Consider the following 12,564-nt stretch of genomic DNA (forward strand, 5'->3'; position numbering starts at 1 on the left):
CAGAATAACAGGTCTTTGAACAGGGTGGCTCCCGTTTTATCTGCTGGTCTCTCGCGGGTGAAAGGGTCTGCCCCCCCCCCCGTTCCATTTTATACCAGTTAGCTCGTTCCCACTCTTCTACTGGAATGATCGCGGGATGGGCATCTTCCGTGACGATCGTCTCCACGATCTTGTAGTGGTACACTTGGCCTTTCTTGATTCGCTGGCGATTGTGGAACACCAGGGTTCCCTTGTACACCGGATTGCGCAGGATCTGCTGAATGGTTATGGGCAGGAAGTCATGTAGCTGTTGGGTTTTAAGACCATCCCCATTGAGCCTGTCGGCAATCTTGCGGCAGCTCAAACCTCGGAGGTACAGCTTAAATATATAACGAACCATCCCGGCCTCTGGCTCGTAGATTTCCAGCTTCCGGGTGTCCGGGTTGCGCCAGTAGCCGTAAGCCGCCCTGCCGCTGACATGCTCTCCCCGCCGGGCCCGCTGCATTTTATTCACTTTCGTCCGGCGGCCGATCATCTCATATTCCATGGAGGCGTATAACGAGCTGATATCATATAAATGACGGGAGGCCTCTGAACCGGCCAGGTCAAAGACTTGCGTCGGCGTAATGATTTTCACATCATGCTCGATACATTCTTTTTTAATGATCTGGGAGATCATCCCATTGCGGGACAGGCGGTCCAGGGATACGGCAAAAATCGCCTGGTAACGCCCCAGGTTGCGGAGCAGCTTCTGTAACTGAGGGCGGGCCTCCAACTGCTGCTTTCCCCCGCTCACGATCTCTTCGTACACCTCAAAGGTGTAATCATGCTCGCGGCAAAATTCCTCCATCAGCTCACGGTGATTCTGAAGTGTGTCTTTATTCTCTCCTTTGGACCGTGATATGCGCAGATAGAGCGCGCCGAAGATCCCGGTAATTCCATTCATGCTGCTCATCCTCCATCCTATAGGGCCTGATTCTCGAATTTGTCCCGCCCCACGCTTACATTCTATGTTTTACCTCCTACGTCTATGTAAACGTAAACCAATGTTGGGTTAGAGGTTAAGGGGGATATCTTCATTTATGATATAATAACCCCATGATCTCGCCAATGAATGGATTTTCTGCGAGTGAAAAAGCATGGATACAATCCCCTCCCCGATAACAAAATAAAGAAATGGAGCTGATGGTCAGATGCCGGACTTGCTGAATCCCAGGAATGATTTCGTCTTTAAACGGATTTTTGGCAGTGAGGAAAATAAAGATGTGCTGCTCGCTTTCTTGAATCGAACCTTTGCCGAATCTGGTGATCCCCCGCTGACAGAAATCGTGCTGCTCAATCCTTACACCGATAAAGATGCTCCGCGCGATAAACAATCCATTTTTGACATTTGGGCCAAGACAGACGAGGGTAAATTAATTAACGTGGAAATGCAGTTGTTCAATAAATACGACATCGAGAAACGCACGCTCTTTTACTGGAGCAAACGCTACTCCAGCCAATTGCAGGAAGGACAACCCTACACGGAGCTCAAGAAATGTGTCACCATCAATATTTTAAATTTCTCGTTCATCAAGAACGACCGTTATCATAATGTGTTTCATTTGCGGGAAGACCATACTGGAATCGAGCTCAGCGACGATATTGAAGTGCATGTCGTGGAATTGTCCAAGCTGGATGATCAGTCTGTTCCCACGGGGGAAGGGTTGGTCAATTGGCTGTTGTTCCTGAAAGGGATTGACAAGTCGAATTGGGAGGTGCTTACGATGAATGAACCCACCTTGAAAAAAGCCATGGATACGCTTGAATTTCTCAGCCAGGACCGGGAGGCACGCCGACGTTATGAGGAACGGCAGAAGTACTTGCATGATGAAGCCTCCATGATCGAATGGGCTACGAAAAAAGGCAAGGCTGAAGGAGCCATGGAAATTGCCAGAAATATGCTCGCTTTAGGCTTGGAGGTCCCCATCATCGCCAAAGCCAGCGGACTCTCCGAAGCCGTGGTACAATCGCTCAAATCCAACCTATAATTTCCATCCCATGCAGCACAAACTATCTGAATCTATGATTCTCCCCATAGAAGAGTGGCGAAAGCAAGCCTATTAATTTCCGTTCCTTTGGAGCGGTTTTTCTTTTTGATATGGTTAACGTTTGTGACGCGAAAGAGCAGTTTTCCAGACGTTGGCGGAAGCACTCTCCTACCCCGAAATCTTATAAGTTCTAGTATATCAAAAAAAGGAGCCTAATTAGGCTCCTACTGCTTGTTCTTTGACTGCTTTCATGACATTTTCCAATACCCTGATCTCACGTTCGTTTATATAAGATTCACCGCAATGGTTACAGATGGTTGCTGGCACCTTCACATTCCCTATCTTTGGTAAGGGCATTTCGACTTCGCCTTTTCTCATGTCCTCGCTTTCGCAAGCCACACATTTCTGAACGCTCATGGTATCACGCTCCTTTTACCCATTATAGAACATAATATTCCAAAGCGTATTCTCTCATTAACTTATAGGCCAATTCCTCCGTTCGATCCTCCATGGCTCCCGCTTCATTTTTCTTCATTTGCATCAGCATGCCTTCCACCGCGCACCGCGCTCTGGATTCTGGATTCTATTCAGCTGCTCCAAGTAGCCTTTATGCTCATTGTGATCCTTCATTCTGACCATCCTCGTTCAACCTGCCAAAAAAATAGGGAGCAGCTGAATAATGTCAGAATAATGTCAGTTGACTTATCGGTCCAACAATAATATATTATTGTTGGACCGATAAGTGGGGTGAAGCGATGTCGTCCAAAAAGATGGGGCGTCCTCTATCTGACAATCCCAAAAGCATAACGATCAAGATACGTATCGATCAGGAAGTCATGAGCAAGCTCGAGGCTTCTGCCGAGAAGCTCAATACGTCACGTTCGCATATCGTGCGCCAAGGGATTGAGAAGATCTATGACGATCTCCAAAAATAAAGAAGGAAGCAGCGTGAGTCCCGAAAAGATACTCGCTACTTCCTACCACGCAACCGCTTGAATAAGCAGACTGCATAAATATCCTACCATGTGCAGGAACCTCATTCAAGCGCTGCGATGACCTTTTATGGGAGGATGACTATGAAAACGATTCTGGAAGCCTTGTACCACGGGCAGCTTCATCCCGATGAGGCGATTGTGCCGTCTCATCCTGAATACCGACGCTTAAGCCAACAAATGGTGGTGCAGACGGATCAATGGCGAGACCGATTAGGTGAAGACGCATTTCGTGAGCTTGAGGAATATTTTGACCTGTGTGACAGCGTCCATAGCATGCATGTTGAGGCTGCTTTTCTGCATGGGTTCAGGCTTGGAGCCAACTTGATGATCGAAGTCTCAAGCAAACACGAGGAATGGCTTCAGGATGTAGCATCGGGCTAATCATCGACTACCCGGTCCGCTCGTAATGAGCGGGCTATTTTTGTGCGATATGCTCCTGCTACGTACGGAACATAACTTTGAGAATTTCAACCACCTTCTGTTGATCGGCCTCGCTCTGGTTCTGTAGCAGCGCTGCGGCCTCCAGAATCGCGCCGCTCATCTCAATCCCCTTATGGTCACCATCAGATAACAGTGCGGATAAGCTCACTTCCAGCGCATTCGCTATTTTTTCAAGCGTGTGTATTTTGACATTATATTCTCCCCGTTCGATTTTGCCGATATAGGAAAAATTGGTACCGACCCGTTCCGCGAGCTGCTCCTGTGTCAATCCTTTTAACTTCCGATATTGCCGGATTTTACGGCCAATCCTTGTTAACGTTTGCTCCATGTTTACGCTCCACTGTCTCTTTTATTAACTAAAGTGTAGACAACTGGAGACAAATAATTCAGGTATATACACAGACAACGAAAATATTTAATTGTCCGTTAATGAACTATTTTGTATAATTAAATCATCACCTGTCGATCCAGCCATAATGATCAACGAAGAGCAGTCTTGCACATACAGGCTGTTCTTTAACGCGAATCAATAATGGACCAATTCCTCCGTACGATCCTCCATGTTCACACCTAACTATATTCAATTTCCTGTCTTGACATCGTGCATTACTATAGCAATTGTACTGCTGTCCATCAGACTGGCCAGGGTAAAATACCAATCTGCCTCCGGCTCGTTCCCGCAAGCAGCCAAACATTGGCCAAGCTCAAGACAAGTCAAGTAGGAGCCGTAACCAGCCATACTGGGGTAATCCTCCGAAGCCGGGCCGACGTTCAATGCTTCCTGAAGCACTTGAGCCGCCTGGTCCATCCTGCCCAAGGCCATCAGCCCTTCGGCTTTGTAATGATACAGGTCCGTGTACGCCGGAAACTCGGTCATGCTTTCGCTGCATTGCTCCACCATATCTTCGTAACGCTTCATCAGCCCCAGCGCAAGGATCCGATACCGATGCGCGTTCATGATCACAGCTGGCGTTAACCCCGCTGGATGAGCCAGCGCGATGTTTAAATGGGCAAGCCCCTCCTCCGGTTCATTCGCTTTAAGGAGCTCCGTCCCCAGGTAATAGTGATACACCCCATTCTGCGGGTACTCCTCAAGTGCCTTCCGCAGCAGCGATGTATTCCGTTTCACCTTATCCTGGCGGATCCTATTGCGGATCAGATATCCGTAATGGTGAACCGTCACGTCAGCCCTTCCCAGCCGGCCATTCGGCATGTGCTGCAGCATCACCGCATAGATCTGCTCATGGACTCGGCCTTCGAAACGGTATGCCGGCCGATTCCGCACCAGCCGGAGCAGATAAGAACGTTCCATATAGCCGTCATCCAGGTAATTATGAAACAGCAGCTCAATCCCTTCAATCTGCTGCTCCCGAATCGAATCCCGGGTTAACAGCTCCTTCAGCTTGAATGCCTCGTTCCTGTCCAGCGCTTCATCCGCGTCCAGCCACAGAATCCACTCACACGTCGCCTCCTCCAATCCCCGATTCCGGGCATTCGAGAAGCTGTCATCCCAGGGCCGATGAATGACTTTGGCTCCATAATCGCTCGCAATCGCTGCGGAGCGATCCGTCGAGCCCGTGTCCACCACAATCATCTCGTCTACAATACTTCGGGCGCTGCTTAAGCATTGCGCCAGGCACGGTTCCTCATTCTTGACGATCATACATAACGAAATGCTGGGGGTGTCCATCCCTCACCTCTGCGAGTTATTTATATTCATGCGAGCTGCTTGTTTGAGAAGTCGCAATAATGATGTTACCTGCCAGAGTATTAATGCTTAAACGATAAATTTCCATTGATTAGAAAATGATTCGAATGAATTGGAACCTGGCCACTCTCCAGACCTGTGAATGCCTGAAGAGTGGCCAGGTTTAAATTGGCTTCCTATGTTCCGTTATAGCTTGACGGCCATTTTAGTGTCCACAGATAGCCGGGCTAGTATCGGTTAAGCCAGCTTAATGACGCTTATACTTGTTGAACCATAGTTAGCATCAGTTCCTACAGGATTTCTCAATGATAGGTTCCTTACTTGATCCGTTGTAATAATGGCGCTTCCTGCCAATACTTGCACCTTACCTTCGCTTGTAGCGACACTATTGCTTCCTGTTACCAGGGTTGCACCAAGGTACAACGCAGCACTTACCGAACTGAACGGAGTTGTAGTTAAAGACCGGGCGTTCGTCCTGTAGTCCACAGCATACGTCTGATTAGCCGCCAGCGTGATGGTCCCGTTGACACCTGGCGTAATGGCGGTCCCATTCTGCTCCAAAACAGCCGGTACTGGAATAAACCCTCCACCGGCTACATCACCTGGAACCCCAAAAGCATAATAATTATTCGCCGTCACGTTCGGAGCTGTAGGGCCTGTCACCCCCGTAGCACCGGTCATTCCGGTCAATCCGGTCACGCCCGTGACGCCTGTTGCGCCAGTCGGGACGTCATTTCTTATCCTAACTAAATTCATCATGCGTAATTTTTACGTATAGTCTAGATAACCGCGTATTTACTGGGCTTTTTCAATCCCTTGAGAGTGGTATTTCCTCCTCTTCGCCGCTCGCGGCGAGCGGGGGTTTACATCATTCTTAATTTCCATTCGCAGCCGGACACATGTCGAATGTCCCCAGCGTTAAAAGGTGTTATAACTCGTGTTTAAGCATGCCGCAGTGATGGGGCATTATCCAGGGGCTTAGAAATATTCAATGGTATAGTGAAAGGGATAGGCTTCACGTTCCGGGCTTCTGGCAGGCAGTTTCCGGATCTCCTTCGGCATAACTCGTACATAGTGGATTCGTTTGACCCTTTGCTTCAGAATTTCGTTTTGCTGCTCGGCCGGAAGGGATTTGAAATGCTCAAACGATCCGATGCGGGGTGCCTTCACATCCCGTTGCGGGCCTGTTGCGATGTCCCGGACTTGCTTTCGGATCTTGTCTCTGGACTCCTGTAGTACGGGGTGTTGTTTCACCCGGGTATGCACCCTTTTGAGTAGTTTGTACGGCAACTTCCTTGCCAGTGCGGGCTCAACGAGCTCTGCCTGCTCCTCCTCGTTCTCCCGCAGTTGCTGTTCGATCAGCATCAGACGTTCGTGTAAATCCATCAGGATGCTTGTCTGCTCTTGCGGCTGCAGATGTTGATCCCATTGCAGCCTTTTATCGTTCTGAAGCTGTTGCAGTACCTCTTCTTCCAGCAATCGCAGCTTCATTCCCTGATTATTGCATTTTATATCGCTATCGGGCAGCTCTTTCCGACAAGGCATGAGGAGTAACGTGCCGTTGCTCTTCTTATGGATATTAAGCTTTCTTCCGCAAATCCCGCAGAATAACAGGTCTTTGAACAGGGTGGCTCCCGTTTTATCTGCTGGTCTCTCGCGGGTGAAAGGGTCTGCCCCCCCGTTCCATTTTATACCAGTTAGCTCGTTCCCACTCTTCTACTGGAATGATCGCGGGATGAGCATCTTCCGTGACGATCGTCTCCACGATCTTGTAGTGGTACACTTGGCCTTTCTTGATTCGCTTGCGACTCTGGAACACCAGGGTTCCCTTGTACACCGGATTGCGCAGGATCTGCTGAATGGTTATGGGCAGGAAGTCATGTAGCTGTTGGGTTTTGAGGCCATCCCCGTTGAGCCTGTCGGCAATCTTGCGGCAGTTCAAACCTCGGAGGTACAGCTTAAATATATAACGAACTATCCCGGCCTCTGGCTCATAGATTTCCAGCTTCCGGGTGTCCGGGTTGCGCCAGTAACCGTAAGCCGCCCTGCCGCTGACATGCTCTACTCGACGGGCCCGCTGCATTTTATTGATTTTCGTCCGGCGGCCGATCATCTCATATTCCATCGAGGCATATAACGAACTGATATCATATAAATGACGGGAGGCCTCTGAACCGGCCAGGTCAAAGACTTGCGTCGGCGTAATGATTTTCACATCATGCTCGATACATTCTTTTTTAATGATCTGGGAGATCAGCCCATTGCGGGACAGGCGGTCCAGCGATACGGCAAAAATGGCCTGGTAGCGCCCAAGGTTGCGGAGCAGTTTCTGTAACTGAGGGCGGGCCTCCAACTGATGCTTTCCCCCGCTCACGATTTCTTCGTACACCTCAAAGGTGTAATCATGCTCGCGGCAAAATTCCTCCATCAGCTCACGGTGATTGCGAAGCGTGTCTTCATTCTCTCCTTTGGACCGTGATATGCGCAGGTAGAGTGCGCCGAATATTCCGGTATTCCCCTCCATCGTGTGTACATCACTCCCATCGCCCACTCACACCTCTGTCTGAGTGCTGTATTACTCTACTCTATGAAATGAGTTGTGGATTATGACATAGAGCAGCAGTATAAGAGAAACACCATCATGAATGGGCGACGAGAAAAGGCATGACTGAAGGCCGGACTGAGGGACGGGCTGAGGGGGTGGCCGAAGGAGGACAAAAGAAAGCCATAGAAATTGCCAGAAATATGCTCGCTTTGGGCATGGAGGTCCCCATCATCGCCAAAAGCTCAGGCTCACCGCTTGTCCATATAAAAAGAAGTTGCCCGTCGCACAGCAAAAAAATCCGATGTAAATGCACCGGATCAGATCATTTGGATAGCAGGTGTCCTGGCCTTTGCATTCAACAGATTGCCAGCCCCGGAGTGGTACTAGCGCCTGCACCAACATTTGCTATATCATTAATAGTCAGAAGATGTTTTGCTGTCAGGTATCCTGCTGTGGAACAGGTGGGCTCATACTGGAAAGCACTTCAATCATCATGGCTGCGCCAAGTTTAAAGCCGGTTGTAAACGAGGAGGCCATATCGATTCCCTGAACTTGATGATACAGATCGGTTAAAGCTTCAAGCTCGTTGAAATCTTCTTCGGCAAGCTTCTTTTTCCAGTGATTCAGGGACTCGGTAATTTGTTCGTTCAGCAATCTATATTCCGGGCTTTGGGAAGCGCTTTGCTCATGGGGAGCCAGATCGCCATAATAGAGTGATTCCAATACATTTTGCATGTTGCTCCACCTTTCTATGTATTTTTCTTAAGAAAAGCACAGAGGTTTTTGGCACTTATGCACATTCATACGTTGAGGATCGGATGGGCGAATTACAGAAGTAATGGTACTAGTACTAGGACCGTTTATAAAATCATTATATGTCCCGCATATGCGGGACGTCAAGTGGATATTCAGAAAAGTGAGGAGATTCGAATGGGAAAGAAAGTAGTTGTAAAAATAAAGGAACTAACCAAAGCTAATCAGATTTCATTAAGGGAATTATCCAGAATTTCAAATGTAAGAAAAGCTTCATTAAGTGAATTAGCGAATGGCAAAAGAGAAAGCATGAGCTTCAGCCATATCGAAAAAATCGCAGCAGCCCTGAATATTCAGGATATTCGTGAGATCATCGATTTGGTGGATGTTGAGGAATAGAACGTGGTATTACACCTTCAAATGTCAGCCAGTACAAGAGATGTTTCCAGGAGGGGGCTACATGAGCAATCATAGGCCCTCTGTTGCTATATTTTCAGAAATGAAAGCAACGCTTGAAGAGTGGACGCGGTTCTTTACGATTAAGCCAGCTTAACCACACTTACGTTCAGTGTTACAAATGTTTGATCAACGGCATTCATATTGTTAACGGTCAATATACTTTCTCCGGTGGTACTAAAAATCACGGTATTGCTGAAACTCAGATTTGTGCCATTGGTTAGGCTGGAAAAGCTGCTTGTGAAACCGATCCGCACCCCATTCAGTTTAAAAGCGATAATCGCGCCCCCATTGGCCACCCTGACTGTGCCTGAATATGTCGCCTGATACGTTTGATTCGCTTCCAGCACAATCTGAGGCGAACCAAACACGTGCGTGATGGCGGTGCCGTTAGCTGCGGTGTGGGCCCCAAGAGGTACGGCCGCTCCGGACGGAACAGCATGACCCTGGCTTACTACATTCAAGTAATTCTCCGTCACGGTCGGACCGGCAGGACCCGGTATCCCTATATGAATATCCGCCAGATCGTCAACAAATTCCCTTAGCGCCACTTCATAAACTTCCTCAATTCCGACGGTTGCCGGATGATTGAAGTTGTTCAGCTTCGTTCGTGTCCTCATGACACGTATGCGGTTCAGGAAGATATCCAGGATGTCACCACGCTTCTCTACCCTGATTCTTTTGAAAGTATTATCGTCCCAGAAAACGGAATCCGTGTACAACCCCTGCCGTCCCCAGTGCGCATGATCCAGATACCGGCTGTAATCACCGATCGCTCCCACACCGGACGGCTCTTTAGGATAAAAGAGAATCACACTTCCTTGATCAGCGATATCACCGATTAAATTGTAAGCGAGCCACAGGCTTTCATTACCGGCCGGGAGATTTAACCCAAACCGCACCTCAAATTCCAATACAAAGTCCTTGAGCTGTACATTGAACTGGAGGTACTGGCCTATCGTGGCGAGCATGTAGTCCGTTCCGGTCTTCGTATAGTTTCCGGATAGAAGTCCATCAACTTGTGTATTGGTAACCGCAAGCTCCCGCATGATCGGATGCTCAAAATCCTTCCCGGCTCGCTTCAGATTCGAAACTTTGTTCACATCGATAATGTAGTGCCCCTTGGATTTCCCGTGCATTCTGGCTGCATACGCCGCCAAATCCCGGGCAAATTGTGCATCATACGTACCAAATCTGCTGTCTTCCAAAGCCATGACAGGACGTGGGGTCGTCAACCAGACCATTGAGGGCTGCTTGGTGAAATTGGCGTGGATATGATTCGTGATTTGATCCATGTAATATATGAACTCTTTGGCACTGCTTATGGTTTCGTTGTTCATGCCCCAAGCGGTGATGAACAGATCCGCATTTGTGTCCTGGATATGATCAATCCAAGGCTTCGTAACGGTACTAAAGGTTTTGGCATCCTGCCATTGCTGGATCATGGACCCTCCGATCGCCCGGTTATAGAAGTTAAAGGTGACATCTTTGAACTTCGTGACCAGCATATCGATCAGCCGGTGAACGTACGCATCCCCAGCCGTCAGCCCATGCGGTGATCCCTCCCCAACACGCGGGCCTGTGTTGTAGTTGATCCCAATATTATCCTCGCTTCCGGTGCTGATGCTGTCACCCCAAATACAGACGTTCACTACTTTGGTGTTCTGAATGGCTCTCCAAACTATAGCGAACATATCCTCATCGTGAACCATTGTGTTATATTTTCCCGTATATACCTGCAAGGTATTGCAGATTTGAATATAGTAGTTATTCAGATTGCTGCTCTTGATGCTGGCCCCGTCCCCGAGCAAAATCAAATCCCGTGCGTTGGTTAATGGACCGCTGACATGATACGTATGAGGCACATCGAAGTACACGTATTTTTTGCCCTGGATTTTGGCTTCGGCAAACAAATCGTTGAGCAGGGCGGTCGCATCGTTGTCCCCCACGCTGGCATTTAAGCCATAGTAACTTGCAATCACCATGCTGCCTTTGATCCCGGCGATCTCCTGGTTCAAGCGAGTAAAGTTGCGGTCGATCTTCGGATACGCCTCTTGGGATGTATCGTTATCCAAAATGGGCTCCATCTCCGCCAATATGCTCACTCTTTCAATAAAAATGTCCTCATCACGTGGAGGCTCTTCTGGGGCTCTTCTGATCTGCGACTATGCTATTTTGCCGTTTGTGTTAATAATGGAGGTTTATGGGTGGGGAATCATACGAATCCGATGGGCTTGTCAAGTTATCCCCGCTATAATCTATGCACCGCGCAGAAAAATAAGAACATGGCGGCACAACAAAAAGCCATGCCTGCCCGTAATGGCTCGCATAGCTCGGGTACATGTATGATCTTTTCCATTTAATGGCCTCGTTCCTGTCCAACACTTCATCCGCGTCCAGCCACAGAACCCACTCGCACGTAGCCTCCGCAAGCCCCCGGTTCCGGGCATTCGAGAAGCTATCATCCCAGGGCTGATGAATGACTTTGGCTCCATAATCGCTCGCAATCGCTGCGGATCGATCCGTCGAGCCTGTGTCCACTACAATAATTTCGTCTACAATACTTCGGGCGCTGCTTAAGCATTGCGCCAGATACGGTTCTTCATTCTTGACGATCATACATAACGAAATGCTGGGGGTGTCCATCCTTCACCTCCTCGAATATGGCGCTATACCGGAAGCGATCGTTTCTCTGCCGGATTTCTTCTGCAAAGCTGCGGGCTTATGATTCGAATGAATTGAAATCAGGCCACTCTTGAGACCTGTGAATGTCTGAAGAGTGACCCTCGAAATCACACTGCCCGTAAACAGCGAGATGAACCAAGTTAAACCAGCTTACATCAGTTTAATGATGTTCATAGCTGTTGAGCCAAAGTTACCTGCTGTAGGTGCATCATTCCGCAAACGTAAGACACCTCCTAATACACCCGTCGAAATAATGGCACTCCCTGCTAGAACCTGCGTTATACCACCACTCGTAGCTACGGCATTACTTCCTGCTACAGCAGTATTATTAAGCTCCAAAGAAGCAGCTACGAGGCTATTTGCGCCTGGTGCATTGGCATTCGTCCTGTAGTCCACATAATACGTCTGATTCGCGGCCAGATTGATTCTCCCTAGTGTACCCTGCTGAATGGCGTTCCCATTTGAGTTCACCTCGATCGTAACTGGAACAGTGGCATTTGGAATTATTCCCGCACCTCCAACTCCCCTCCCCATGTAATAATTCTCCGTCACGCTCGGAGCCGTAGGGCCTGTCACCCCCGTGGCACCAGTCCTGCCAGTCAGTCCGGTCACGCCCGTGACGCCTGTTGCGCCAGTCGGGAAATCGTGGCTTCTTATTTGACGTGTGGGATGTACGAAGACCGGAATCCCTTGATCTGACGCGGGTTTTTGTGATTTTGTAATCGTTTTCAAAATATGATCGAAAGCTCTCTTACTTCAATCATTAAGCTGAAGCTGCTTACGTAAATCATACAAAATTGCAGGAATATGGGGACACGCAGAGATACGTTTTGTATCAAAACAGTTCTATGTTTCTTCAAACCTAAAAACCTACTGACTGCCTTAATAATAGGCATGGTTGTCAACAACTCATGACTAAAGTCACGAGCTTGTCTCTGCCTACTTCGTAGACAGTGCTTGCGCTTCGCACAA

Annotated in this window: 15 protein-coding genes; 4 read left to right on the forward strand and 11 right to left on the reverse strand. The window is 48.6% G+C overall.

Going from position 1 to position 12,564, the window contains the following annotated elements:
• Positions 1-925, reverse strand: a 925-nt coding sequence (locus tag ACE5LO_RS27305; protein ID WP_375523065.1) for a recombinase family protein, incomplete at its 3' end; no start/stop codon positions are given.
• Positions 926-1,172: 247 nt separating this feature from the next.
• Between ACE5LO_RS27305 and ACE5LO_RS27310 the strand changes: the two genes are divergently transcribed.
• Entirely contained in the window at positions 1,173-2,009 is an 837-nt protein-coding gene (locus tag ACE5LO_RS27310) for an Rpn family recombination-promoting nuclease/putative transposase (RefSeq protein WP_375523066.1), read from the forward strand.
• Positions 2,010-2,225: 216 nt separating this feature from the next.
• Here ACE5LO_RS27310 and ACE5LO_RS27315 read toward each other — a convergent pair whose 3' ends face one another.
• Complete coding sequence (locus ACE5LO_RS27315) at positions 2,226-2,426, reverse strand: type II toxin-antitoxin system MqsA family antitoxin (RefSeq protein ID WP_375358130.1); 201 nt, start codon at positions 2,424-2,426, stop codon at positions 2,226-2,228.
• A gap of 338 nt (positions 2,427-2,764) precedes the next feature.
• Here ACE5LO_RS27315 and ACE5LO_RS27320 point away from each other — a divergent pair, with 338 nt between their 5' ends.
• Positions 2,765-2,944: a ribbon-helix-helix protein, CopG family gene (locus tag ACE5LO_RS27320; protein ID WP_375523041.1), complete on the forward strand. Its 180-nt coding sequence runs from the start codon at positions 2,765-2,767 to the stop codon at positions 2,942-2,944.
• A gap of 141 nt (positions 2,945-3,085) precedes the next feature.
• Positions 3,086-3,385 (forward strand): DUF6809 family protein, encoded by a 300-nt coding sequence (locus ACE5LO_RS27325; protein WP_375523067.1) that lies wholly within the window; start codon positions 3,086-3,088, stop codon positions 3,383-3,385.
• Between the two features lie 58 nt (positions 3,386-3,443).
• Here the strand turns inward: ACE5LO_RS27325 and ACE5LO_RS27330 are convergent, their stop codons facing one another.
• From ACE5LO_RS27330 to ACE5LO_RS27355, 6 genes are all read right to left on the reverse strand, one after another.
• Positions 3,444-3,773 carry a helix-turn-helix domain-containing protein gene (locus tag ACE5LO_RS27330; RefSeq protein WP_375523068.1) on the reverse strand — a complete coding sequence of 110 codons (330 nt, stop codon included), beginning with the start codon at positions 3,771-3,773 and terminating at the stop codon, positions 3,444-3,446.
• Positions 3,774-4,025: 252 nt separating this feature from the next.
• A complete protein-coding gene (locus ACE5LO_RS27335) occupies positions 4,026-5,135 on the reverse strand; it encodes a glycosyltransferase (protein WP_375523069.1) in 1,110 nt (369 codons plus the stop codon).
• A gap of 255 nt (positions 5,136-5,390) precedes the next feature.
• On the reverse strand, positions 5,391-5,912 hold the full coding sequence (locus ACE5LO_RS27340) for a hypothetical protein (RefSeq protein ID WP_375523070.1): 522 nt from the start codon (positions 5,910-5,912) through the stop codon (positions 5,391-5,393).
• Positions 5,913-6,131: 219 nt separating this feature from the next.
• Positions 6,132-6,845: a recombinase zinc ribbon domain-containing protein gene (locus ACE5LO_RS27345; protein ID WP_375523077.1), complete on the reverse strand. Its 714-nt coding sequence runs from the start codon at positions 6,843-6,845 to the stop codon at positions 6,132-6,134.
• Entirely contained in the window at positions 6,793-7,677 is an 885-nt protein-coding gene (locus ACE5LO_RS27350; RefSeq protein ID WP_375523071.1) for a recombinase family protein, read from the reverse strand. The genes ACE5LO_RS27345 and ACE5LO_RS27350 overlap by 53 nt, the downstream gene beginning before the upstream one ends.
• 459 nt (positions 7,678-8,136) lie before the next feature.
• Complete coding sequence (locus ACE5LO_RS27355; protein WP_375523072.1) at positions 8,137-8,433, reverse strand: DUF6809 family protein; 297 nt, start codon at positions 8,431-8,433, stop codon at positions 8,137-8,139.
• Positions 8,434-8,628: 195 nt separating this feature from the next.
• On the opposite strand from ACE5LO_RS27355, the gene ACE5LO_RS27360 reads away from it, so the two are divergent.
• A complete protein-coding gene (locus tag ACE5LO_RS27360; RefSeq protein ID WP_375523073.1) occupies positions 8,629-8,850 on the forward strand; it encodes a helix-turn-helix domain-containing protein in 222 nt (73 codons plus the stop codon).
• Positions 8,851-8,990: 140 nt separating this feature from the next.
• On the opposite strand, the gene ACE5LO_RS27365 is transcribed toward ACE5LO_RS27360, so the two are convergent.
• The 3 genes from ACE5LO_RS27365 to ACE5LO_RS27375 all read right to left on the reverse strand — a co-directional run bounded on the left by ACE5LO_RS27365 (position 8,991) and on the right by ACE5LO_RS27375 (position 12,126).
• Positions 8,991-10,982, reverse strand: a complete 1,992-nt coding sequence (locus tag ACE5LO_RS27365) for an SGNH/GDSL hydrolase family protein (protein ID WP_375523074.1) — start codon at positions 10,980-10,982, stop codon at positions 8,991-8,993.
• A 112-nt stretch (positions 10,983-11,094) separates the two neighbouring features.
• Positions 11,095-11,553 carry a glycosyltransferase family 2 protein gene (locus ACE5LO_RS27370; protein ID WP_375523075.1) on the reverse strand — a complete coding sequence of 153 codons (459 nt, stop codon included), beginning with the start codon at positions 11,551-11,553 and terminating at the stop codon, positions 11,095-11,097.
• Between the two features lie 189 nt (positions 11,554-11,742).
• On the reverse strand, positions 11,743-12,126 hold the full coding sequence (locus ACE5LO_RS27375) for a hypothetical protein (RefSeq protein WP_375523076.1): 384 nt from the start codon (positions 12,124-12,126) through the stop codon (positions 11,743-11,745).
• Positions 12,127-12,564 lie beyond the last annotated feature (438 nt).

The organism is Paenibacillus medicaginis (genome assembly GCF_042138635.1).
Classification (GTDB): Bacteria; Bacillota; Bacilli; order Paenibacillales; family Paenibacillaceae; genus Paenibacillus; species Paenibacillus medicaginis.

Excerpts from the sequence above, each read along its gene's own strand:
- ACE5LO_RS27310 (WP_375523066.1), top strand. The coding sequence starts at position 1,173 with ATGCCGGACTTGCTGAATCCCAGGAATGATTTCGTCTTTAAACGGATT.
- ACE5LO_RS27315 (WP_375358130.1), bottom strand. The coding sequence starts at position 2,426 with ATGAGCGTTCAGAAATGTGTGGCTTGCGAAAGCGAGGACATGAGAAAA.
- ACE5LO_RS27320 (WP_375523041.1), top strand. The coding sequence starts at position 2,765 with ATGTCGTCCAAAAAGATGGGGCGTCCTCTATCTGACAATCCCAAAAGC.
- ACE5LO_RS27325 (WP_375523067.1), top strand. The coding sequence starts at position 3,086 with ATGAAAACGATTCTGGAAGCCTTGTACCACGGGCAGCTTCATCCCGAT.
- ACE5LO_RS27330 (WP_375523068.1), bottom strand. The coding sequence starts at position 3,773 with ATGGAGCAAACGTTAACAAGGATTGGCCGTAAAATCCGGCAATATCGG.
- ACE5LO_RS27335 (WP_375523069.1), bottom strand. The coding sequence starts at position 5,135 with ATGGACACCCCCAGCATTTCGTTATGTATGATCGTCAAGAATGAGGAA.
- ACE5LO_RS27340 (WP_375523070.1), bottom strand. The coding sequence starts at position 5,912 with ATGATGAATTTAGTTAGGATAAGAAATGACGTCCCGACTGGCGCAACA.
- ACE5LO_RS27350 (WP_375523071.1), bottom strand. The coding sequence starts at position 7,677 with ATGGAGGGGAATACCGGAATATTCGGCGCACTCTACCTGCGCATATCA.
- ACE5LO_RS27355 (WP_375523072.1), bottom strand. The coding sequence starts at position 8,433 with ATGCAAAATGTATTGGAATCACTCTATTATGGCGATCTGGCTCCCCAT.
- ACE5LO_RS27360 (WP_375523073.1), top strand. The coding sequence starts at position 8,629 with ATGGGAAAGAAAGTAGTTGTAAAAATAAAGGAACTAACCAAAGCTAAT.
- ACE5LO_RS27370 (WP_375523075.1), bottom strand. The coding sequence starts at position 11,553 with ATGGACACCCCCAGCATTTCGTTATGTATGATCGTCAAGAATGAAGAA.
- ACE5LO_RS27375 (WP_375523076.1), bottom strand. The coding sequence starts at position 12,126 with ATGGGGAGGGGAGTTGGAGGTGCGGGAATAATTCCAAATGCCACTGTT.